This window comes from Streptomyces sp. NPDC059895, assembly GCF_042731035.1.
In the GTDB taxonomy this organism is placed as follows: domain Bacteria; phylum Actinomycetota; class Actinomycetes; order Streptomycetales; family Streptomycetaceae; genus Streptomyces.
On record NZ_JBHWKO010000004.1, the window covers coordinates 252,602 to 274,101 of the forward strand.

A 21,500-nucleotide genomic window follows, 5' to 3' on the forward strand; every position below is an offset into this window, starting at 1 on the left:
GGTCACGGGTGACTCCGTCACGTTCTTCCAGCCTATGGGGCGTCAGAAGGGGCGAGTACTCGGGGTGTTCCCCGTACACGGACGCGTCGTGGGCTCATCCGTACCGCGGACCCGTACCGCGGCCCCGTAGGTGGACCCGTACCGCGGCCCCGTAGGCGGACCCGTACGCGGCCTGCAGCCGGACCCATACGCGCACCGTGGGCGTGCCTGTGCGTGCCCGTAGGCGTGCCCGTAGGCGTGCCTGTGCGCGCCCCGTAGGCGTACCCGTACGCCCCTGATCTGCTTCGCGCGCCGCCCACGGAGCCGGATGTCGCGCACGGACCGGGGCGCGAGGCCCTGCCAGCATCACGGACCGTCCCTTTCCTCCCTCACCCCCCACACCGTCGAAAGGCAGACGCCCGTGTCCGTCGCGCCCCTGGACCACTCCGCTTCCGGCTACTCGCCGACGCACGCCTACTGGCTCGCGCACGCCGCCCGTGCCGCCTACCAGCCCCCGCAGAAGGCCGAGCAGCTCGCCCGCGAGTGGAAGTTCGACCGGTTCCGCCACTTCTCGGCGCCCCACACGATGCCCTTCCCGATCGAGGACACCCAGGCCTACGTCGCCGCCAGCGAGCACATGGTCCTCGTCGCGTTCCGCGGCACCGAGCCGGAGCAGATCCGCGACTGGCTCACCGACACCACCGCCCCGCCCGTACCCGGACCGGCCGGGAAGGGGCATGTGCACGTCGGATTCCACCGTGCGCTCGACGTCGTGCACCCGCACATCCGCGAGACGGTCGCGGAGTTCAAGGACAACGGTCAGTCGGTGTGGTTCACCGGGCACAGCCTCGGCGGAGCCCTGGCGATGCTGTCCGGCGCGCGCATGTACTTCGAGGCGCCCAACCTGACCCCGCACGGCGTCTACACCTACGGCCAGCCGCGTACCTGCGACGCCACCCTGGCCACCGCCTACGACACCGCCCTCAAGGGACGCACGTTCCGGTTCGTCAACAACAACGACATCGTGCCCCAGGTCCCGCCGACGCCGTTCCGCCACGTCGAGGCCCTCCGCTACTTCGACGCCGACGGCAGGCTGCACGACCGCATTCCCACGGTCGGCCTGCTCGCCGACAAGGTGCGGGGCGCGACCGCGGATCCGTTCGCGCCGGCCGGCGACGGCATTCGCGACCACTTCATCGACCACTACGTCGCCCTGCTGGAGAAGAACCTGCGCTGATGTGAGGGGCCCGCCCGGCGCCCCCGGGCCCCGGCCCACGCCCCACCCCCTACCGCCCCACCCCCCTACCGCCCCATCGCCCGCCACCGCCCCACCGCCCGGCAGGCACGGCGAAGGCCCGGTGGCTCCTGGGAGCCGCCGGGCCTGCTTCGTGCGCGCTGTAAGGCTGTACGCAAGTCGCCGTTACATCGTGTCGGTGGTGGTGCCGCGTCCTCAGCGCTGGAGCGGGATCGGCGCCTTGGGGCCGCTCGGGAGGACTTCGGGCTCGCAGGACGTCGTGGCGGGCTCGGTCGGCTGGTCCGGGACGGCGGCCGGGGCGGCTGCCGCGTCGGCGACGGGTTCGGCCGGGTCCGCTTCCGGGAGGGGGCGGGTGCGGCAGCTGGGCGACTTGCCGTGGGCCTCGGCGCGGATGCGCTGTTTCATCGTGGGGGGAAGGGACCGCGCGTGGAGCCAGGCCCAGGGGGACACCGCCGGCACGGCCGGGTGGACGGTGCGCCCTCCGTTGTCGCTGTTGCGTGCCGGCTCGGTCTGTGCCACCGCCGTCGTGGCGGTCGTCGTGACGAATCCGAGCGCGGCGCACACGGCGAAGAAGGCGGTGACGATGGCGGTCCACAGCTTCATGACCCGGTTCTCGGTCATGTCCCTCACTTTCGGGTCGAGCGATTTGCGTACTTTCCTCATGATGTGTATGAGGGGAACGAAGTGGTGGAGCAACGCTCGCGCCGCCGCGATGTTCGGATGAACACCACTCGGATGGCCGCATAAGTGAAGAAAAGCGTGGGAGTCCGGCGCAGGTGGGGCGAAATCACCCTCCGTGGAGGGGTGGTCACCCTCCGGTTCGATGGGGTGATCCGGCCTCCTCGGGCCCGGCGACTGCGCCGCGGAGGGCGGTAGTTGAGGGGCCGACGCAGGTCACCGATCGATATCGGTCGGTGTGTATAGTCGGGCGCCAGAGGTCCCCAACGTCAACGAAAGACGAGGTCGCGCGGTGAAGAAGCTTCTCCTGGTCGCACTGGCCGCCATCGGCGGGCTCCTCGTGTACCGCCAGATCCAGGCGGATCGCGCCGAGCAGGATCTGTGGACGGAGGCGACCGACTCCGTGCCCACGGGTTCGTGAACACCGACACCGAAAACTGAGCAGACCCCGGCCGCCTCAGCGGTCGGGGTTTTGTGTTGCACGGGATCCCGACCCCGTGTAGGGGCGGACGTTTCGGACGACCGTACGGAATGCGCGGGTGGTGCCCGGGCCGACGGGGCAGGATGGCCCACGGCCGGGTCTGGCTGGACCCGGTGCCGGCGAGGGCGAGGGGGCGTGCGGATGGGCCGGCGTGCGGGACGGCGGACCGCCGGAGGGCGAGCGGCCGCGATGCCCCGTGTGACCGCTGCGACGACCGCTGTGGCGACCGCTGTGGCGACTGCGGTGACGGTTGCTGTGGCAGCCATGGCTCGTGTGGCTGCTGTGACGGCAGTGACGGCGGTGACCCTTGTGGCGTCGGTGCTGCTCCCCGGGACCGCTGCCGTGGCGGCCGTCCCCTCCCAGCCCTACGGCCACGGCGACGACAACGACCGCGACTCCGCATACGGCTACGGTTTCGACGACGCCGCTCGGAGCGCCGAGGCCGCGACGGGCACCGGTGACGCCGTACGCCTGGAACCCGGTACCACCTACCGGAGCTCCTTCACGGGCCGCGGCAAGGCCTACTACCGCCTCGAACTCGACGCCACCTCGAACACCTACGTCTCCGTCACGGCCGTCCCCCGCCCCGGCGCCACCTTGGCGAGCGGCGACGGGATCAGCGTCTCCGTGCAGAACGCCGACAGCGTCGGCTGTTCCTACGACTCCGTGACCACCGGCGCCTCCCGCAGCCCGCACCCGATCACCGCCTGGGCCGCCCGGGAAATCCAGCCGGGCCTGGGACTGTGCCAGGAAGCAGGCACCTACTACGTCGTCGTCGAGCGCACCGACACCGGCACCGGCACCGAGTCCGACCGGCCCTGGCAACTGGAGCTGGTGCCCGTCTCCGAGCCGCCCCTGGAGAAGGCCGGAGCCACGGGTGTGCCCGAGACGTGGAACTCCGCCACCCCTGCCCCGCTCGCCGCCGAGCCGGTGCGCCTACGGGGCGGATCGGGCTTCGCCGGGGCGACCCCGCTGTCACAGGGCGTCTGGCGCGACGAGCTCACCCCCGGCCAGACCCTCTTCTACAAGGTGCCCGTCGGCTGGGGGCAGCAGGTGTACGCGACCGTCGACCTGGACAGCGCCGGGCAGGACAACGGGTTCGTGGTGCCCGCGCTCGACATGACGCTCTACAACCCGGTGCGCGCCGAGGTCGTACACACGAGCGTCGGCTACGGCGGCAGACAGACGTCGACCTCCCTCGCCCCCGTGCCGCCGGTCCGGTACGGCAACCGGTACGCCCCCACCGACCCCGCCGACAGCCTGCGGTTCGCCGGCTCCTACTACCTCGTGCTGCATCTGTCCGCGCAGGTCGCCGAACGTTTCGGCGACGGGCCCCACGGCTTGAGGCTGCGCGTCCGCGTCGACGGAGCGGCAGGCCGGTCCGGGCCGGGGTACGCCGGGCAGTCGGTGCCGCGTGACGTCTTCGACGCCGGGGCGCGGGACCCGGCCCGCGCGCCGGAGGGCACCGCGGCCGCGGGCGGGGGCGGCGCCACCGCCATGAGGGCGGTCGCCGTGGGCGGTATCGGCACAGGCAGCGCGCTGCTGCTGGTGCTCGGCGTGTGGACGGTCACGGCCCGGCGCCGGGCCTCCGCTCAGATCCGGGCCAACGCCCAGAACCCCACGGCGTAACAGGCCAGCGCGAGCAGCAGCAGCGGCAGCGCCACCTTCGCGGGCGGGCCGGGCCGGCGCGGCGCACGGGCACGGCGGTGACCCCGGTGATTAGCCCCTGCCCTTCCGGAGGAGGACGCGGGGACCTCGGCGGACGCGGGGCCTTCGGCCGAAGCGGGCGGCGAAGGCGGATGCGGATGCGGATGCGGCGAGAAGGTCCGCGGCGCCGGCTCCGGCTGCCCCGACGGCCTGGCCTGCGACTGCGGCTGCGGGTCCTGGGCCGTGTACGCAGCCGTGGTGGAGGCGCCGGTGCGCCGACCACCCGAGTGCAGCGCGTACGTGGAGTCGTACGTGGAGTCGTACGCGGAGTGGTACGCGGAGACGTCCGCGGAGACGTCCGGGGAGCCCGTGGCGTGGTGCTGTCGTGGAGGGAGAGCGGGAGGGGGCTCGGAGGTGGAAGCCGGCGTGGGCGTCGGCGTGGGGGTCCGGGTGGGCTGAGGGGGCGGCAGATGGAAGCTGCCGGTGTCCGACATGGAGGGGACGGGTGTGCCGGGCGTGGGCGCGGAGGCCGGCGGGCCACCGGGCTGACGCGGATCGCTCGCTGCGGAGGACGTGCTGGAGCCGGTGCCCCGGCCGTACGCCACGGACCCCGTACCCGGGCCGTGCTGCGGTGAGGCGCCCTCGACGCCTTCGAAGGCCGACGGAGCCACGGTGATGCCGGAGGCGCGCTTCAGCGGGCCCTCGGGACCGAATCCCGGCGGCAGCGGCCCGAGTTGGTCGAAGATCTCGATCTGCTCGTCGTCCGGGCCGGGCTCGGGCAGCAGCTCGGCGGCCGCCGCCAGCGCCTTGCGCACCCCGGTGGCCGTACGGAAGCGGGCCTGCGGATCCGGTTGCAGCAGCGTGGCCACCACCTGCCACAGCGGCTCGGGGATGTTCTGGGGCGCGCCGGGTGTGCCGTGTTCCGTGAAGTACTGGACGAGTGCCTTGGCGTCGGGCTTGGCACCTTCCAGCAGATAGAGCGCCACCAGGCCGACGGCGAACAGGTCGGCGGGGAAGTCGGGGTCGAAGCCCAGCATCTGTTCGGGCGCGAGGTAACCGGGCGTACCCACCACGAGGTTGGTCTCGGTCAGGCGGGGTTCGCCCAGGCGCATCGCGATGCCGAAGTCGGACAGCCGCAGCCGCGGCCGGGCCGTGCCGGTGGCCTCCAGGAGCACGTTGGCGGGCTTGACGTCACGGTGCACGACCCCCTCCGCGTGGACCGCGGCGAGCCCGGACAGGAGCTGGTCGAGGAGCGTGCAGACGAAGACGGGAGGCAGCGGACCGTAGTCGCCGACGAGGTGGACCAACGACCCGCCGCCGACCAGGTCCATGGTGAACAGGACCTTGTCGTCGTCGGCGGCCCAGCTGGCGGGGGCGAGCACATGGGGGTGGTCGATGCGCAGCGCCTGCTCGCGCACGAAACGCAGCAGGGCGTGGGCGTCGCGCTGCTGGAGCACCTTGGCGGCCACGTAGCGCCGGCGCCGGTGGTCCCAGGCACGCCAGACGGCGCCCACCCCTCCACGGCCGATCGGGTCGGCGAGTTCGTACCGTCCGGCGAAGACCTCACCCATGGCAGTGCGTCGCTCCTCCCCCTGCGGTTTCCCCCTCCTGTCCCTCGCTACCCCCGAGACGAGCGACAGGACCCCCTCCGTGATGAGTGACTCGACCCCCTGGACGCGTGGTGCGTCCCCTTCCGGGCGGCAGGACCCCCGTGACGGGCGATGACGCCCTCCTGCCTGCCGCCGGCCCGGTCGCCGAACCCCCTTCGGTCTCCGGGCCGTCGGCTCAGCTCTGGTGGGACTGGTAGTGCGCGACCGCGTCGGAGGTGCGGCCGGCGCCGTACACCCGGAGGAACTCTGCCAGCTCCGGGTGGGTCGGGGCGAGGGTGTCGGCGGCCTCGATGATGTCGCCGGCGGCGGCGACCGAGCGCAGCAGCGACTGGATCTCGCGGACCACGCGCTTGACCGTCGGTGCCCCCGAACCGCTGGTGGTCTGCGTGGTGTTGTTGAGCACCGAGCCTCCCTGCGACCTCTTGATCTCGTCCATGCGCTCGGTCGCCTCGGCGGCGCTGACGCTGCCGTCGGCGACCTGGGCCGCCAGCTCCTGAAGCAGCTGCACCCGCTGCACCACCGCCGGATTGCCGATCTTCGCCCGCTGACCGCTCATCAGCTGCGACAGCATCGGCGCCGACAGTCCCAGTACCCCCGCGAGACGAGCCTGGTTGAGACCGAGATCGTCGATGAGCTTGCGGAAGAGCGCCCCCAGCGGCTCTCCGTACCAGTTCCGCTGCAGTTCCCGCGCTCTCGCGGTGGCTTCCTGCTGTGCGGCGTCCATGTGCGTCTCCCCATCGCTTCCCCAGAAACCGTGGTTCGCTGCCGCGAACCACGCCGAGCATCTTACGGAGCGTGGTCATGCGCGGGGACCCCCAATCTTTTTGCGGAATCAGGGGGGTGACCCGGTACTCTGGTCTGCGGCGCCCGCCGGTATGGGGTTTCTCCGGCTGGACGCTTCTCTTCCAGGGGCCTTAGCTCAGTTGGTAGAGCGCTGTCTTTGCATGGCAGATGTCAGGGGTTCGACTCCCCTAGGCTCCACCTGGAGATGCCCTCCGAACTGCGGAAACGCAGCTCGGAGGGCATTTTTCGTGCTCTTCGCGGGGGCAGCCCCCGCGTGACAGCTCCGCATGCGGCTCCTGCACGCGCCCCTGCGCCACGGATTCGCCATGGATACGCCACGGGTCGCCCCGAGCGCGCTGCGTCACCGTCCCGCACGTGAAACACCCCTCCGGCCACGTAAACGCGGTCAAAGGGGTGTTTCACGTGAAACGTCGCTGTGGTCCTCCGTGATCGCCGCACACCGTCAGCGCCACGCCGCACACCGCCGGCATGACGCCCCACACCGTCGGCACCGCGCCGTACGGCGTAGGCACCACGTCGTCACTGTGTCCGTCGTGTCGTATACGACGAGGCCTCAGCTGCGGTCCTCGCGGTTCGCGGCCTCCTCCTCGGCCTCCTTGGCCTGGACCTCGGGGTCGAGGGCGGACGTCTCGCCGGTACCGCCCACCGAGTTCAGGCCGCCTGCGGCCGGGACCTCCGTGGCGGCGGGCGGCTCGACCAGCCAGTCCGGGTTGGCCTGCTTGTCCCACCACTTCCAGGCCGCGTAAGCGCCCGAGCCGACGAGGCCCGCCACGGCCAAGGCCTTGGCGAGCTTGCCCGCCCGGGCCCGCCGCCGGTGCTTGCGGACCAGTTTCTCGATCTCCTTGGGCGTCACCTGACCGCGGAGCGCGGCCAGCGCGGCGATGCCCCGGGCGGCGGCCTCGTCCTTCACGGGCCCGGCCGCGGCCTTCGCCTGCTCGATCCTCGGCCGGGAGTATTCGGCGGCCTGCCGAGCGGCCAGGCGCGTCCGGGCGGCCGCCTCATGAGCGGCATGGTCGACCTTCGGCGGCACATGCGCCCGTGCCTGCTCCAGGCGGGGCGCGACATGGGCGCCGTACTGCACGCGGGCCTGTACGGCGGCCTGGGACACCTTGGGCGCGAGCCGTACGCGGGCCTCCTGCGCATAGAGCGCGGCCCTCTCCTTGGCCGTGTCGGCGTAGGGCGCCACCACTTCCGCGGCGTGCAGCACGCTGTCCTTCGCCGAACCGGTCGCGGCGCGCACGCTGTCGATGCGGGTCACGGGTTCCTCCTCCTCGGTGGCGTACGGTATTTCGACTTTCCACCCTTTTACGGATCATGCCTGCCGACGGCCGCCTCGGCATGCGCGGACAGGCATACGGGTTGCCGGACGTCCCGAGTCGTAGTGATCGGATACAAGAGGGGGTGAATACGGGGCAACAGGAGCTTGTCGTCGACAATGCCACGGATCGGCTCCGCCCGCTCCCGCCCCGGACGGCCGGGGCGCGTTTGCGTGCCCGGAGCGACCTCTTCCGACGCGGGACACGGGCGCCGGACGACGTACGGTCCCGGGCGTGCGAGGATCGGGGTGTTACAGGAAGACAACGGAAGGCAGATCGTGGCCGAGCAGCTGTACGCCACCCTGAAGACCAACCACGGCGACATCGAGGTCCGGCTCTTCCCGGACCACGCCCCCAAGACGGTCAAGAACTTCGTCGAGCTCGCCACCGGCGGGCGCGAGTGGACCAACCCCGCCACTGGCGAGAAGTCCTCGGCGAAGCTTTACGACGGCACGGTCTTCCACCGGGTGATCAGCGGATTCATGATTCAGGGCGGTGACCCGCTGGGCAACGGCACCGGCGGTCCCGGCTACCAGTTCGAGGACGAGTTCCACCCGGACCTGCGCTTCGACAAGCCCTACCTGCTGGCCATGGCCAACGCCGGTCCGGGCACCAACGGCTCGCAGTTCTTCATCACCGTCGCGCCGACGGCCTGGCTGACCCGCAAGCACACCATCTTCGGCGAGGTCACCGACCCGGCCGGCCAGAAGATCGTGGACGCCATCGCGAGCACGCAGACCAACCCGCGCACCGACCGCCCGCTCAACGACGTCGTCATCGAGTCGGTCGTCGTCGAGCAGCGCTGACGGCAGGACGCTCCGGTTCCCGTCGGGAACCATCTGCCCCGCTCGTCCGTAGTGACGAGCGGGGCACAGCCTTGCAGACGACGACGTTGGGGGACCCCATGGACCAGGCGCCGGGCACCCGCCAGGACGACGCCCACGGCGGCCTGCCCGCTTGCTACCGGCACGCCGACCGTGAGACGGGCGTGCGCTGCACCCGGTGCGAGCGCCCGATCTGCCCCGAGTGCATGGTCAGCGCCTCCGTCGGTTTCCAGTGCCCGGACTGCGTCCGCACCGGTTCCGGCACGGGGCACGCGCCCTCGGCGTCCCAGCCGCGGACCCTCGCGGGCGGCACCGTCGCCGCCGACCCCCGCCTCGTCACCAAGGTCCTGATGGGCCTCTGCCTCGCCGCGTTCCTGGTGCAGCTCTCGGTCGGCGACCGCTTCACCGACCGGTTCGATCTGCTCGGACAGGCCTATGTGCCGGCCCTCCAGGATGTCCAGGGTGTCGCGCAGGGCCAGTGGTACCGGCTGCTGACCTCGATGTTCCTGCACAGCAGCTATATGCACATCCTGTTCAACATGCTCAGCCTGTGGTGGCTCGGCGGTCCTCTGGAACAGGCCCTCGGCCGGGTCCGCTACCTCGCGCTCTACTTCGTCTCGGGTCTCGCGGGCAGCGCCCTGACCTACCTCCTCGCGGCCCCGAACCAGCCCTCGCTCGGTGCCTCCGGCGCGATCTTCGGCCTGTTCGGCGCCACCGCCGTCCTGATGCGTCGTATGCGCTACGACATGCGGCCGATCATCGCCCTGCTGGTGATCAACGGGATCATCACCTTCGGGTGGAGCAGCATCGCCTGGCAGGCCCACGTCGGCGGTTTCGTGGCCGGAGTCGCCATCGGCTACGGCATGGTCCACGCCCCGCGTGAGCGGCGTGCCCTGGTGCAGTTCGGCACCTGTGCGGTGGTGCTCGTGGCGGCCGTGGTGATGACCCTCTTGAGGACCGGCCAGCTCACTTGAGCGCAGGTTGTCCACAGCGTGTGCCCGATCTTGTGCACACGGTGGGGGAACAGCTGTGCCCCCTGTCACTGACCGGTGTTCTCGCAGGTCAGGCAGGGGGCGAACAGCTTTTCGAGGGGCTGGGGTTCGTCACACCGGCGTCAACCTCGGGCCGGTTATCCACAGATCGTCGTTCTTTTTCCCCACTGTGGAAAACGGCTGTGGATAACTCGGTGGATACCCCTGGGCAGAGGTGGGCGGAGGGGTGGTCCGCCTGCTGCTTCCGCCCGCTACTTCCACTGGGTGGAGACGCCGAATCCGGCGGCGATGAAGCCGAAGCCCACCACGATGTTCCAGTTGCCGAGCTGGTCGAGGGGCAGGGAGCCGTCGGTCACGTAGAACACGACGATCCAGGCGAGCCCGATGAGGAACATGGCCAGCATCACCGGCGCGACCCAGGCACGGCTGTTCAGCTTGATCGCGGTCGCCTGCTTCACCGGCGGCGGCGTGTAATCGGCCTTCTTGCGGATACGTGACTTCGGCACGAGGGTCTCTCCTGTCGATGCGCTGCGTGGCCGCGCAGGGAACTGGGTCGGGCTCGGGGCAGCGTACAAGGGGACACTGAGGCTCCCCCGGGCGTCCGTTAGCGTAGTGCTTCTACGGCGCCGAAGGAGATAAGGGTACGTTGAGCAATTCTGCCGACTTCCCCGGGACGGGTTCAACGGGTTCCGCTCCCGGCCACCGGCCCCGTTTCCGGCCGGTGCGGGTGCTCACCGTGGGTGTGTTCGCTCTTGCGGGACTCCTCTTCGTCACCAGTTTCAACACGGCCAAGGGCACCAACATCCGCACGGACGCGTCCTTGCTGCAGCTCTCCGACCTGATCCAGGAGCGCAGCCGCGAGAACGGCGAACTGGACGAGTCCAACGCCGCCCTGCGCGACGACGTGGAGTCGCTGGCCGAGGCCGACGACGGCAGCACCAAGGCCGAGGACGAGAAACTCGCCCGGTTGGAGGCGCAGGCGGGCACGCAGGAGCTCAAGGGCGAGGCGATCACGGTCACGCTCAACGACGCCCCGCCGGACGCCACCGCCAAGCTCCCCGGTTATCCCGAGCCGCAGCCCGACTACCTGGTGATCCACCAGCAGGACCTCCAGGCCGTGGTGAACGCCCTCTGGCAGGGCGGCGCCCAGGGCATCAAGGTCATGGACCAGCGGCTGATCTCCACCAGCGCCGTGCGCTGCGTGGGCAACACCCTGATCCTCCAGGGCCGGGTCTACTCCCCGCCGTACAAGATCCAGGCGGTCGGGGACCCGGGGAAGCTCCAGAAGGCGCTCGCCGACTCGCAGGCGATCCAGAACTACATGGTCTACGTCAATGTCTACGGCCTCGGCTGGAACGTCACCGAGGATGGGACGGTGACGCTGCCGGGTTACTCGGGCACAGTGGACCTGCACTACGCCGAGCCGGTGGAGTAGCCGCGGGCAGCCGGGACCACCCGGAAGAAGCGGAGCAGCCGGAGTAGCCGTTCCCTGGGAGCCGCCGGTGCGCGTGATCGTCCGGACCGTCAGCGAGCTGTGCGTCACCCTGGGCACAGTGATCGTGCTCTTCGTCGTCTACGTGCTCTTCTGGACAGGCGTACGGGCCGACCACGTGATGGACGAGCAGGTCGACCGCCTCCGCGACCAGTGGGCGCGGCACCCGGCGCAGGACTCCTCCCGGTCCCCGCAGTCCCCGCGGCCCTCACCGTCCCCGCAGTCCCCGAGTGCCTCGTCCGTCCCGGTGCCGCCCGCCGCGTACCGGCCGGGCAGCCCCTTCGCGATCATGTACATCCCGCGGCTCGGTTTCACGTGGAACAAGCCCGTGCTCGAAGGGACGGACACCGGCACCCTGAAGAAGGGGCTCGGCCACTACGCGGGCACCGCGGGGCTGGGGCAGACCGGGAACTTCTCCGTCGCCGGGCACCGCCGCACCTACGGCGACCCCTTCAAGGACTTCCCGAAGCTGCGGTCCGGGGACGCGGTGGTGCTGACGGACGGGACGACCTGGTTCACGTACCGGATCGACCGGGGGCCCTACCGGACCGTGCCGACGGACGTCGAGGTGATCGATCCGGTGCCCCGTAAATCGGGGTACACGCGTCCCGGGCGCTATCTGACGCTGACCACGTGCGACCCCGAGTGGGGGCACAGTCACCGGCTGATCGTCTGGGCGCACCTGGACTCCACCCAGCCCGTGGAGGCAGGCGAACCGGGGGCCCTGCGCCGTTAGGGCCTGTCGTTCGGATCACGCCGCGGACGCGGGGTCTGGCACGCACGTCTGCGGCGTTGTCGTCGGTTGCCGACGCTCCGCGTCGCCGCCCTCCTCCGCCTTGCAGCCGCACGCACCAGACCCCGCTCGCCCGGTTGACACGGCACCGTCGGCATCCCGCGACCTGATCCGAACGACAGGCCCTAGTCTGGTGGTGTACGGCGTGAGTCTGGTGCCGTGGTGCGACGGAAGGGACGGCATGTACGGCTGGATCTGGCGGCATCTGCCGGGAAACGCCTTGGTGAGGGCGCTGATCTCGATCGTGCTGGTTCTGGCTGTGGTGTACGTCCTGTTCCAGTACGTCTTCCCGTGGGCCGAACCGCTGCTTCCCTTCAACGATGTGACGGTGGACAACCAGTGAGCGCGCGCATTCTCGTCGTCGACAACTACGACAGCTTCGTCTTCAACCTGGTCCAGTACCTGTACCAGCTGGGCGCCGAGTGCGAGGTCCTGCGCAACGACGAGGTCTCCACGGCCCACGCGCAGGACGGCTTCGACGGCGTCCTGCTCTCCCCGGGCCCGGGCACGCCGGAGCAGGCCGGCGTCTGCGTCGACATGGTCCGCCACTGCGCGACGACCGGCGTACCCGTCTTCGGCGTCTGCCTCGGCATGCAGTCGATGCAGGTGGCGTACGGCGGCGTGGTGGACAGGGCCCCGGAACTGCTGCACGGCAAGACGTCGCCGGTCGAGCACGAGGGCGAGGGCGTCTTCGCCGGGCTGCCCTCACCCTTCACGGCGACCCGCTACCACTCCCTGGCGGCCGAGCCGGCGACGGTCCCCGACGAGCTGCGGGTCACGGCCCGCACCCACGACGGCATCATCATGGGCCTGCGCCACCGGGAACTGCCGGTCGAGGGCGTGCAGTTCCACCCGGAGTCGGTGCTGACCGAGCACGGGCACCGGATGCTCGCCAACTGGCTGGTGGAGTGCGGCGACGAGGGTGCGGTGACGAGGTCGGCGGGCCTGGCGCCGGTGGTGGGCAGGGCCACGGCGTGACCGCGCTGCGCCCCGAGCGCGAGGATCTCTACGGCGGCCCGCCGTACGAGCCTCCCCTGGACGACGAGACGGTGGCCCTGCGGATACCGCGGTCACCGGACTCCGCGTTCGGCGGCGAGCCCATGGTCGGTTCTGGAGCCTCGGCGGCCTCTCCGGCTCCTGGAACCCCTGCCGGTGGCCGAGCGGCCCGCAGAAAGGCCGCCAAGCGCCGTCACGGGCGTCGTGGCGGCGGGGGCGCGGTCCCCGAGCCCACTCGGTCCGAGGAGTCGCCGTCGCGGCCGCTCTCCCGGGTGGAGGCCCGCCGGCAGGCGCGGGCGCGCAAGCCCGGCGCGGCCGTGATCGCCAGCCGCGCGGTCGGCGAGGTGTTCATCACCACGGGCGTGCTGATGCTGCTGTTCGTCACCTACCAGCTGTGGTGGACGAACGTCCGGGCGCACGCGCAGGCGGACCAGGAGGCCAACAGCCTCCAGGACGACTGGGCGAACGGCAAACGCAACCCGGGGACGTTCTCGCCGGGGCAGGGATTCGCCATCCTGCACATCCCCAAGCTGGACGTGGTGGTGCCGATCGCCGAGGGCATCAGCAACAAGAAGGTGCTCGACAAGGGCATGGTCGGGCACTACGGCGAGGGCGCGCTGGAGACGGCCATGCCCGACGCGAAGACCGGCAACTTCGGCCTCGCGGGCCACCGCAACACGCACGGCGAACCGTTCCGGTACATCAACAAGCTCCAGCCCGGCGACGCGATCGTCGTCGAGACGCAGGACGAGTACTACGTCTACAAGATGGCGTCGATGCTGCCGGTGACCTCGCCGAGCAACGTGAGCGTCCTCGAACCCGTGCCGGTGGGCTCCGGATTCACCGGACCGGGCCGGTACATCACCTTGACGACGTGCACGCCGGAGTTCACCAGCAAGTACCGGTTGATCGTCTGGGGCAAGATGGTCGAGGAACGGCCGCGCAGCAAGGGCAAGCCGGATGCGCTCGTCGAGTAGGGGCAGATGACCGTGGCAGCGACCACCGACGACACTGAGCACGCGGAACACGCGGAACACGCCGAACACGCGGAGCACACCGACACGTCCCCGCCCGCGCCGCGGCGCCGCGGCCGGATCGCCCTGGCGGTGAGCGTCTTCGGTGAACTCCTCATCACGGCCGGGCTGGTGCTCGGCCTGTTCGTCGTCTACTCCCTGTGGTGGACCAACGTCATAGCCGACCGCAGGGCGGACCAGCAGGGCGACAAGGTCCGGGACACCTGGGCCGCCGAGGACACCGGCCCCGGTGCGCTCGACACCAAGAACGGCATCGGCTTCCTCCACGTGCCCGCCATGAAGAACGGCGAGGTCCTGGTCGAGAAGGGCACCTCCTCGAAGATCCTCAACGACGGCGTCGCCGGCTACTACACCGACCCCGTCAAGGCCACGCTCCCCACCAGCGGCAAGGACGGCAACTTCTCCCTGGCCGCCCACCGCGACGGCCACGGCGCGAAGTTCCACAACATCGACAAGCTGAAGAAGGGCGACCCGATCGTCTTCGAGACGCGGGACAACTGGTACGTCTACACGGTGTACGCCGTCCTTCCGGAGACGTCGAAGTACAACGTCGAGGTCCTCGGCGCCGTCCCGAAGGAGTCGGGCCGGAAGAAGGCCGGCAAGTACATCACGCTGACCACCTGCACGCCGGTCTACACGAGCCGGTACCGGTACGTGGTGTGGGGCGAGCTGGAGCGCGTGGAGAAGGTGGACGCGGACCGGACGCCGCCGAAGGAACTGCGCTGACCTCGCGACAGCGCCGCCTGCGAGGGAACGCCGGGGAAAGCGGCTGACCACGAACGACACGGGCCCTGCCGGATCGACCGGCAGGGCCCGACGCGTCGGTGGGAGCGGGGTCAGTCCTCCCCGTCGTTTCCGCCGAAGAAGATCGTCCCGCCGTCGCCGTTCCCGCCGTCGTTGTTGCCGTTGTTCCCGCCGGCGGCGACCAGGTTGACCGTCTGACCCTTGTTCACCGTGGTGCCCGGCTGCGGGTCGGAGCTGACGACGACTGCGTTGTCGTCGCTGGAGCCGGTGACGCTGCCGACGGTGAGGCCGGCGTCCTCGATGGCCTTCTTGGCGTCCTTCAGGCTCAGGCTCTGGAGGTTGCCCGGGACCTGGGTCTGGGTGCTGCGGCCGATCTGGATCTGGACCGTGGAGCCCTTGTCGGCCTGGGAGTTGGCCGACGGCGTGGTCTGGATGACCTTGCCGACCTGGTTCTGGTCCTGGGTGTCGACCTCGGTGCAGCTGCCGACGAGGTTGTTGGCCTCCATCTGCGCCTTGGCCTCGTCACAGGTCTTGCCGGAGACGTCGGGGACGGTGGCCTTCTCCTCGGCCTTGGCGATGGTGAGGGTGATCGTGGACCCCTTCTCCACCTCCTTGCCCAGCTCCGGGTCCTGTCCGATGACCGTGCCCGCCTCCTCCGAGGAGACCTCTTCCTTGGTCTCGACGACCAGCTGGTACTTGTCGCCCTCCAGCGTCGACTTGGCCTCCTCGAGGGTCTTGCCGAGGACACTGGGCACGGCGACCTTCGGCGCACCGGTCGAGACGACGATGTTGACCGTGTCGCCCTTGTTGACTTCGGTGCCGGCCTCGGGGTCCTGCTCGCAGACGCTGTCCTTCGGCGTGTCCTCGCAGGCTTCCTTGGTGGTCACCAGCTTCAGGTCGACGTTGGTGGCCATCGTCTGGGCCTGTGCCGCGGTCTGCCCGACGAAGTTCGGTGCCTCGAACGGCTGGTCCTCGGCACTGCCGGTGAACGCCCACTTGCCGATCAGGATCGCGCCGACGAGCACCAGCACCGCCGCGACGACCAGCAGGATCGTCGAGGTGTTGGACTTCTTCTGGCGGCGCCGGTCGGGGCGGTCGTCGTAGCCGAAGCCGCCGTCGTCCGGGCTCATCGGGGGCAGCATCGTGGTGGCGCCGGCGTCCGTGGAGCGCAGGGCCGTGGTGGCCTGGTCGTCGGGGTAGCCCCCGTAGCCGACGGCGCCCATCGACGCCGTGGCCGCGACCGGCTGGCCGTCGAGGCAGGCCTCGATGTCGGCGCGCATCTCGTCAGCGGACTGGTAGCGGTAGTTCGGGTCCTTGACCAGCGCCTTCAGGACGATGGCGTCCATCTCGGGGGTGATCTCGGGGTCGAAGACGCTGGGCGCCTGCGGCTCCTCGCGGACGTGCTGGTAGGCGACCGCGACCGGGGAGTCGCCGACGAACGGCGGCCGGACGGTCAGCAGCTCGTAGAGGAGGCAGCCCGTGGAGTAGAGGTCCGAGCGGGCGTCCACCTGCTCGCCCTTCGCCTGCTCCGGGGAGAGGTACTGGGCGGTGCCGATGACCGCGGCCGTCTGGGTCATCGTCATGCCGGCGTCGCCCATGGCGCGGGCGATGCCGAAGTCCATCACCTTGACCTGGCCGTTGCGCGTCAGCATGACGTTCGCCGGCTTGATGTCGCGGTGGACGATGCCGGCCCGGTGCGAGTACTCCAGGGCCTGGAGGATGCCGATGGTCATCTCCAGCGTCCGCTCCGGCAGCAGCTTGCGGCCGGAGTGGAGCAGCTCACGCAGGGTGGAGCCGTCGACGTACTCCATGACGATGTACGGGATCGACACCCCGTCGATGTAGTCCTCGCCCGTGTCGTAGACCGCGACGATCGCGGGGTGGTTGAGCGAGGCGGCCGACTGGGCCTCCCGGCGGAACCGGGCCTGGAAGGAAGGGTCGCGCGCGAGGTCCGCGCGCAGCGTCTTCACCGCCACGGTGCGGCCGAGGCGGGTGTCATGCGCGAGGTAGACCTCGGCCATGCCACCACGGCCGAGCACGTGGCCCAGCTCGTACCGGCCGCCGAGGCGACGCGGCTCTTCCATAGCTACCTACCAGCCCTCTCCGTCGGTCCCGACCGGCACACATGTGCGGCCGGAGGCTGCCGTCCGGGCATACCGTACCCGGACGGCGCTGCGTGACCTGGCCAAGCCCGTCACCCGATACAGGACCGGTATCGCAACGTGCACCGATGTGTAGGCGACGTGATCGGGGTCACTTCTTGCTGTCGATGACTGCCTGCATCACTTTCTTCGCGATCGGCGCGGCCAGACCGCCACCGCTGATGTCGTCACGGTTGGCGGAGCCGTCCTCGACGACCACGGCGACGGCGACCGGCGAGCTGCCGTCGGACAGCTTGGCGTAGGAGATGAACCAGGCGTACGGCTTCTCGCTGTTGTTCAGGCCGTGCTGGGCGGTACCGGTCTTGCCGCCGACGGTGACGCCCTTGATCTGCGCGTTCGTACCGGTACCGGTCTTCACGACCGTCTCCATCATCTGCTGGAGCTTCTGCGCGGTCTCCGACGACACCGCCTGGGACAGCTCCTGCGGCTCGGTCGTCTCGATGGTGTCGAGGTTGGCGGCCTTGAGCTGGTCGACCATGTACGGCTTCATCAGCTTGCCGTCGTTGGCGACGGCCGAGGCGACCATCGCCATCTGGAGCGGGGTGGCCGCGTTGGAGGCCTGGCCGATGCCGTCCATCGCGTTCTGCGGGCGGTTGTCCTCGGGGTAGACGCTCTCCGAGGCGCGGACCGGGGTGTCCAGCTCCGGGTTGTTGTAGCCGAACTTCTCCGCCTGCTCGATCATCTTCTCGCTGCCCACGGTGTCGGCCAGCTTCGCGAAGACGGTGTTGCAGGAGACCCGCAGGGCCTCGCGCAGGGTGGCGTTCTCGCAGTCGCCGTGCTCGTTGGTGAGGTCCGTGGTGGTCTGCGGCAGCTGGTACGGGTCCGGCGTGTCGGTGGCCTCGTCGATGCCCGAGACGACGCCGTTCTCCAGCGCGGCGGCCGCGGTGACGACCTTGAAGGTGGAACCCGGCGGGTACGTCTCGCGCAGCGCCCGGTTCAGCATCGGGTCGTCCTCGTTGTTCTCCTTCTGGACGGCCTGCCAAGCCTCGGCGTCCGAGTCGGACGTCCCCGCGAACTTCGACGGGTCGTACGACGGCGTGGAGACCAGCGCGAGGATCTTGCCGGTGGTCGGGTCGATCGCGGCGACGGCGCCCTTCCTGTCGCCCAGTTCGTTGTACGCGGCCTTCTGGGCGGCGGCGTTGAGGGTGGTGACGACGCTGCCGCCCTCCTTCTTCTTGCCCGTGATCATGTCGAGCGTGTTGCGGAAGAAGAGCCGGTCGTCGTTGCCGGTGAGGATGCCGTCCTCCAGCTTCTCCAGCTGGTTGGCGCCGAAGGCCTGCGAGGAGTAGCCGGTGACGGGCGCCCACATGGCGCCGTTCGTCCAGGTGCGCTTGTACTTGTAGTCGCCGCTGGTGGTCTCGACGGAGCCGGTGATCGCCTTGCCGTCGACGATGATGTCGCCGCGCGGGGTGGCGTACCGCGCGATGTTGACGCGGCGGTTCTCGTCGTCGGTGGCCAGGTCTTCGGCCTTGGCGTACTGGAGCCAGTTGTCGCGGATGAGCAGGGTCAGGATCAGAAGTCCGCAGAAGATCGCGATCCGGCGCAGGGGCTTGTTCATGACGGGCGGACCACCTGGGTCATCTCGGCGTCGGGGTTGGCGGCGGGGGCCGGGGCGGGGCGGCGCGCGGTGTCGCTGATTCTGATCAGGATGCCGATGAGCGCCCAGTTGGCGATGACGGAGGAACCGCCGTACGCCAGGAACGGCATCGTCATACCGGTGAGCGGGATGAGGCCCATCACACCGCCGGCGACGACGAAGACCTGGAGCGCGAAGGCGCCGGACAGGCCGATGGCGAGCAGCTTGCCGAACGGGTCGCGGGCGGCGAGGGCGGTGCGCACACCGCGCTCGGCGATCAGGCCGTACAGCAGCAGCAGCGCCATGATGCCCGCCAGGCCCAGTTCCTCGCCGAAGGTGGCGAGGATGAAGTCGGAGTTGGCGGCGAACCGGATCAGCTCGGAGTGGCCCTGGCCCCAGCCGGTGCCGAGGGTGCCGCCGGAGCCGAACGCCCACAGCGCCTGCATGGCCTGCTCGGAGTGGCCGACGACGCCCTCACGGGAGAGCGAGTACTCCTTCATCGGGTCGAGCCAGGCCTGGACACGCTGCTGGACGTGCGGTTCAAAACTGGCCACGCCGACCGCGCCGGCCGCGGACATCAGCAGACCGAAGACGATCCAGCTGGTCCGCTCGGTGGCGACGTACAGCATGATGACGAACATTCCGAAGAACAGCAGCGAGGTGCCGAGGTCGGTCTCGAAGACCAGGATCAGGATCGAGATGAACCAGACCACCAGGATCGGGCCGAGGTCGCGGCCGCGCGGCAGGTACAGGCCCATGAAACGGCGGCTGGCGAGCGCGAGCGCGTCCCGCTTCACCATCAGGTAGCCGGCGAAGAAGATCGCCAGGACGATCTTCGCGAACTCGCCGGGCTGGATGGAGAAGCTGCCGACCTGGATCCAGATCTTGGCGCCGTAGATGTTCTTGCCGAGGCCCGGCACCAGCGGGAGCAGCAGCAGGATCAGCGCGCCGACCATGGAGATGTAGGTGTAGCGCTGAAGGACGCGGTGGTCCTTGAGGAAGATCAGCACGGCGATGAAGAAGGCGATGCCCATCGCCGTGTACATCAGCTGGCGCGGCGCGGCGGTGCCCGCCTGCTGGATGGACTGCAGCAGCTCGGACTGGTCCAGCCGCCAGATCGCGACGAGCCCGAGTCCGTTCAGCAGGGTGGCCAGCGGCAGCAGCAGCGGGTCGGCGTACGGCGCGAACTTGCGCACCACGAGGTGGGCGACGCCGGCCAGCAGGCCGAGGCCCAGGCCGTAGCTGAGCAGGCCGGACGGCACCTGCTCGTCGATGGCGAGGCCCACGTTGGCGTAGGCGAACACCGGGATGGCGACGGCGAACACCAGCAGCGCGAGCTCGGTGTTGCGCCGGCTCGGCGTACCGATCGAGCCGATCGTGGACGTGTGGTGCGTCGGCGGGTTGGTTGTACTGCTCATCGTGTGACGGGGCCTCTCACGGCTTTCCTACTGCTTACCGCACAGCGAGACGACCTTCTGCTCCTCCTCCGAGAGGCTGGGGCCGGGGCTGGGAGTGGCGGTCGCGGTTGCGGACGGGGACGCGGACACCGAGGGGCTCGGTGTCGCCTTGGACGTGAGGGAGGAGGGAGTGGTTCCCGTGGTGCCTCCGGCCTCGCCCTCGCCGGTCTTGGAGGTCTTCTCGCTCGGGCTCGTGGCCTGCTCGGCCGACTCCGCCTGCTTGCGGCACGCGGAGGCCTGCACGGCGAGTTCGTCGATCTTCTTCCGGGCGGTGGACAGACTGCCTTCGGCGATCGTCGCCTCGACCAGCTTCTGCTGGTACTCGGGGAGGTACTTGAGTTCGATCTCGGGGTGGTCCTTCTCCACCTTCGACAGCGACACCCAGGCCAGGTCCTGGCTGATGCCCCGGTACAGCGCGACGTGCTCGCCCGCGGTGCCGACGTAGTACTGCGTCTGCGTCCAGCGCCAGCCGCCGTACAGGCCGCCGCCGATGACGGCGAGGGCGAGACCGCCGTAGAGGGATCTCTTCAGCCACCTGCGGCCCTTGCGCGGTTTGACGAAGTCGTCGTCGGTGTAGTCGCCGAAGCCGCCGGTGGGGATGAACCCGGTCACGTCGCCGGAGCCGGGCGGGCCGAACTCGCCGCCCCCGCCCTGTCCGTTGCCGCGGCGGCCGAGGCCCGCGGCGCGGCCGGCGGGGGTCTGCATGATGCCGTTGTCGTGCAGCTGGTGCTGGTTCTCGGCGACGGCGCCGACCACGACCGGGGTGTCGGACAGCTGCCCGGCCAGGGTGTCACCGGTGTCCAGGTCCAGGACGTCGGCGACGATCACCGTGATGTTGTCGGGTCCGCCGCCGCGCAGCGCGAGCTGGATCAGCTCCTGCACGGTCTCCTGCGGGCCCTGGTAGCTGGCGAGGGTGTCCTCGAGGGTCTGGTGGGAGACGACGCCGGAGAGGCCGTCGGAGCAGATCAGGTAGCGGTCGCCGGCCCGGACCTCGCGGATCGACAGGTCGGGCTCGACGTGCTCGCCGCTGCCGAGCGCCCGCATCAGCAGGGAGCGCTGGGGGTGGGTGGTGGCCTCTTCCTCGGTGATGCGGCCCTCGTCGACCAGCCGCTGGACCCAGGTGTGGTCCTGGGTGATCTGCGTCAGCACCCCGTCGCGCAGCAGATAGGCGCGCGAGTCGCCGACGTGCACCAGGCCGAGCCGCTGGCCCGTCCACAGCAGGGCGGTGAGCGTCGTCCCCATGCCTTCGAGCTGGGGGTCCTCCTCGACCAGGGCGCGCAACTGGTCGTTGGCGCGCTGCACGGCCGTACCGAGCGAGGTGAGGACGTCGGAGCCGGGCACGTCGTCGTCGAGCGCGACGATCGTGGAGATCGCCTCGGAGGAGGCGACCTCACCGGCGGCGGCGCCGCCCATGCCGTCGGCGATGGCGAGCAGGCGCGGACCGGCGTAACCGGAGTCCTCGTTGCCCTCCCGGATCATCCCCTTGTGCGATCCGGCGGCGAAGCGCAGTGACAGACTCATGCCCACCTCGCCCGTCGGCCCCGGGTACAGCCGGTCGTGTCGAGCCACACTGCCCACCCTCCGGTCGGGAGCGCGCCGGGGCCCGGGGTGCCGGCCGCCGCTGCGTGCTCGCTCCGCTCGCGCTCACTCATGATGTAGC

The 21,500-nt window shown here is 70.2% G+C and carries 20 protein-coding genes and 1 tRNA gene; 12 read left to right on the forward strand and 9 right to left on the reverse strand.

What is annotated here, in order from left to right; genetic code table 11:
* The first annotated feature begins 400 nt into the window (after positions 1 to 400).
* Entirely contained in the window at positions 401 to 1,216 is an 816-nt protein-coding gene (locus tag ACFV9M_RS06905; RefSeq protein WP_385063471.1) for a lipase family protein, read from the forward strand.
* Between the two features lie 213 nt (positions 1,217 to 1,429).
* Here the strand turns inward: ACFV9M_RS06905 and ACFV9M_RS06910 are convergent, their stop codons facing one another.
* Positions 1,430 to 1,855 carry a DUF6344 domain-containing protein gene (locus ACFV9M_RS06910; protein WP_385063469.1) on the reverse strand — a complete coding sequence of 142 codons (426 nt, stop codon included), beginning with the start codon at positions 1,853 to 1,855 and terminating at the stop codon, positions 1,430 to 1,432.
* 349 nt (positions 1,856 to 2,204) lie between these two features.
* Here ACFV9M_RS06910 and ACFV9M_RS06915 point away from each other — a divergent pair, with 349 nt between their 5' ends.
* Both ACFV9M_RS06915 and ACFV9M_RS06920 read left to right on the forward strand, forming a co-directional pair.
* Entirely contained in the window at positions 2,205 to 2,333 is a 129-nt protein-coding gene (locus ACFV9M_RS06915; protein WP_003999697.1) for a DLW-39 family protein, read from the forward strand.
* A gap of 342 nt (positions 2,334 to 2,675) precedes the next feature.
* Positions 2,676 to 4,022, forward strand: a complete 1,347-nt coding sequence (locus tag ACFV9M_RS06920; protein ID WP_385063467.1) for a hypothetical protein — start codon at positions 2,676 to 2,678, stop codon at positions 4,020 to 4,022.
* On the opposite strand, the gene ACFV9M_RS06925 is transcribed toward ACFV9M_RS06920, so the two are convergent.
* Together ACFV9M_RS06925 and ACFV9M_RS06930 are read right to left on the reverse strand one after the other, a co-directional pair.
* Positions 3,986 to 5,611, reverse strand: a complete 1,626-nt coding sequence (locus ACFV9M_RS06925; protein ID WP_385063465.1) for a serine/threonine-protein kinase — start codon at positions 5,609 to 5,611, stop codon at positions 3,986 to 3,988. The two genes, ACFV9M_RS06920 and ACFV9M_RS06925, sit on opposite strands and share 37 nt — an antisense overlap.
* Before the next feature lie 214 nt (positions 5,612 to 5,825).
* Positions 5,826 to 6,374 (reverse strand): helix-turn-helix domain-containing protein, encoded by a 549-nt coding sequence (locus tag ACFV9M_RS06930; RefSeq protein WP_385063463.1) that lies wholly within the window; start codon positions 6,372 to 6,374, stop codon positions 5,826 to 5,828.
* Positions 6,375 to 6,558: 184 nt separating this feature from the next.
* Here ACFV9M_RS06930 and ACFV9M_RS06935 point away from each other — a divergent pair.
* Positions 6,559 to 6,631 (forward strand) — tRNA-Ala (locus ACFV9M_RS06935).
* A gap of 376 nt (positions 6,632 to 7,007) precedes the next feature.
* Here ACFV9M_RS06935 and ACFV9M_RS06940 read toward each other — a convergent pair.
* Positions 7,008 to 7,712, reverse strand: coding sequence for a DUF5324 family protein (locus ACFV9M_RS06940; RefSeq protein ID WP_385063461.1), 705 nt, complete (start codon positions 7,710 to 7,712; stop codon positions 7,008 to 7,010).
* Positions 7,713 to 8,048: 336 nt separating this feature from the next.
* Here ACFV9M_RS06940 and ACFV9M_RS06945 point away from each other — a divergent pair, with 336 nt between their 5' ends.
* Together ACFV9M_RS06945 and ACFV9M_RS06950 are read left to right on the forward strand one after the other, a co-directional pair.
* Complete coding sequence (locus ACFV9M_RS06945) at positions 8,049 to 8,576, forward strand: peptidylprolyl isomerase (RefSeq protein ID WP_385063459.1); 528 nt, start codon at positions 8,049 to 8,051, stop codon at positions 8,574 to 8,576.
* Positions 8,577 to 8,674: 98 nt separating this feature from the next.
* Entirely contained in the window at positions 8,675 to 9,568 is an 894-nt protein-coding gene (locus ACFV9M_RS06950) for a rhomboid family intramembrane serine protease (protein ID WP_385063457.1), read from the forward strand.
* 269 nt (positions 9,569 to 9,837) lie between these two features.
* Here the strand turns inward: ACFV9M_RS06950 and crgA are convergent, their stop codons facing one another.
* A complete protein-coding gene (gene crgA / locus ACFV9M_RS06955; protein ID WP_385063455.1) occupies positions 9,838 to 10,092 on the reverse strand; it encodes a cell division protein CrgA in 255 nt (84 codons plus the stop codon).
* 140 nt (positions 10,093 to 10,232) lie between these two features.
* Here crgA and ACFV9M_RS06960 point away from each other — a divergent pair, with 140 nt between their 5' ends.
* From ACFV9M_RS06960 to ACFV9M_RS06985, 6 genes are all read left to right on the forward strand, one after another.
* On the forward strand, positions 10,233 to 11,021 hold the full coding sequence (locus ACFV9M_RS06960; protein ID WP_385063453.1) for a DUF881 domain-containing protein: 789 nt from the start codon (positions 10,233 to 10,235) through the stop codon (positions 11,019 to 11,021).
* A gap of 67 nt (positions 11,022 to 11,088) precedes the next feature.
* The gene (locus ACFV9M_RS06965) at positions 11,089 to 11,814 is read left to right on the forward strand and encodes a class E sortase (protein ID WP_385063451.1); all 726 of its coding nucleotides are present in this window, start codon (positions 11,089 to 11,091) and stop codon (positions 11,812 to 11,814) included.
* A gap of 202 nt (positions 11,815 to 12,016) precedes the next feature.
* Positions 12,017 to 12,214 (forward strand): hypothetical protein, encoded by a 198-nt coding sequence (locus ACFV9M_RS06970; protein WP_385063694.1) that lies wholly within the window; start codon positions 12,017 to 12,019, stop codon positions 12,212 to 12,214.
* Positions 12,211 to 12,849, forward strand: coding sequence for an aminodeoxychorismate/anthranilate synthase component II (locus tag ACFV9M_RS06975; RefSeq protein WP_385063449.1), 639 nt, complete (start codon positions 12,211 to 12,213; stop codon positions 12,847 to 12,849). The genes ACFV9M_RS06970 and ACFV9M_RS06975 overlap by 4 nt, the downstream gene beginning before the upstream one ends.
* Positions 12,846 to 13,844 (forward strand): class E sortase, encoded by a 999-nt coding sequence (locus ACFV9M_RS06980; RefSeq protein ID WP_385063447.1) that lies wholly within the window; start codon positions 12,846 to 12,848, stop codon positions 13,842 to 13,844. The genes ACFV9M_RS06975 and ACFV9M_RS06980 overlap by 4 nt, the downstream gene beginning before the upstream one ends.
* 6 nt (positions 13,845 to 13,850) lie before the next feature.
* On the forward strand, positions 13,851 to 14,627 hold the full coding sequence (locus ACFV9M_RS06985; protein WP_385063445.1) for a class E sortase: 777 nt from the start codon (positions 13,851 to 13,853) through the stop codon (positions 14,625 to 14,627).
* 110 nt (positions 14,628 to 14,737) lie between these two features.
* Here ACFV9M_RS06985 and pknB read toward each other — a convergent pair whose 3' ends face one another.
* The 4 genes from pknB to ACFV9M_RS07005 all read right to left on the reverse strand — a co-directional run bounded on the left by pknB (position 14,738) and on the right by ACFV9M_RS07005 (position 21,361).
* A complete protein-coding gene (pknB, locus tag ACFV9M_RS06990) occupies positions 14,738 to 16,729 on the reverse strand; it encodes a Stk1 family PASTA domain-containing Ser/Thr kinase (RefSeq protein ID WP_385063443.1) in 1,992 nt (663 codons plus the stop codon).
* Positions 16,730 to 16,898: 169 nt separating this feature from the next.
* The gene (locus ACFV9M_RS06995) at positions 16,899 to 18,365 is read right to left on the reverse strand and encodes a peptidoglycan D,D-transpeptidase FtsI family protein (RefSeq protein ID WP_385063441.1); all 1,467 of its coding nucleotides are present in this window, start codon (positions 18,363 to 18,365) and stop codon (positions 16,899 to 16,901) included.
* A complete protein-coding gene (locus tag ACFV9M_RS07000) occupies positions 18,362 to 19,801 on the reverse strand; it encodes an FtsW/RodA/SpoVE family cell cycle protein (RefSeq protein WP_385063439.1) in 1,440 nt (479 codons plus the stop codon). The genes ACFV9M_RS06995 and ACFV9M_RS07000 overlap by 4 nt, the downstream gene beginning before the upstream one ends.
* Before the next feature lie 27 nt (positions 19,802 to 19,828).
* Positions 19,829 to 21,361: a Stp1/IreP family PP2C-type Ser/Thr phosphatase gene (locus ACFV9M_RS07005; RefSeq protein ID WP_385063437.1), complete on the reverse strand. Its 1,533-nt coding sequence runs from the start codon at positions 21,359 to 21,361 to the stop codon at positions 19,829 to 19,831.
* Positions 21,362 to 21,500 lie beyond the last annotated feature (139 nt).

Coding starts and splice junctions, on each gene's coding strand:
- ACFV9M_RS06910 (WP_385063469.1), bottom strand. CDS start 1,855: ATGACCGAGAACCGGGTCATGAAGCTGTGGACCGCCATCGTCACCGCC.
- ACFV9M_RS06925 (WP_385063465.1), bottom strand. CDS start 5,611: ATGGGTGAGGTCTTCGCCGGACGGTACGAACTCGCCGACCCGATCGGC.
- ACFV9M_RS06930 (WP_385063463.1), bottom strand. CDS start 6,374: ATGGACGCCGCACAGCAGGAAGCCACCGCGAGAGCGCGGGAACTGCAG.
- ACFV9M_RS06950 (WP_385063457.1), top strand. CDS start 8,675: ATGGACCAGGCGCCGGGCACCCGCCAGGACGACGCCCACGGCGGCCTG.
- ACFV9M_RS06985 (WP_385063445.1), top strand. CDS start 13,851: ATGACCGTGGCAGCGACCACCGACGACACTGAGCACGCGGAACACGCG.
- pknB (WP_385063443.1), bottom strand. CDS start 16,729: ATGGAAGAGCCGCGTCGCCTCGGCGGCCGGTACGAGCTGGGCCACGTG.
- ACFV9M_RS06995 (WP_385063441.1), bottom strand. CDS start 18,365: ATGAACAAGCCCCTGCGCCGGATCGCGATCTTCTGCGGACTTCTGATC.
- ACFV9M_RS07000 (WP_385063439.1), bottom strand. CDS start 19,801: ATGAGCAGTACAACCAACCCGCCGACGCACCACACGTCCACGATCGGC.
- ACFV9M_RS07005 (WP_385063437.1), bottom strand. CDS start 21,361: ATGAGTCTGTCACTGCGCTTCGCCGCCGGATCGCACAAGGGGATGATC.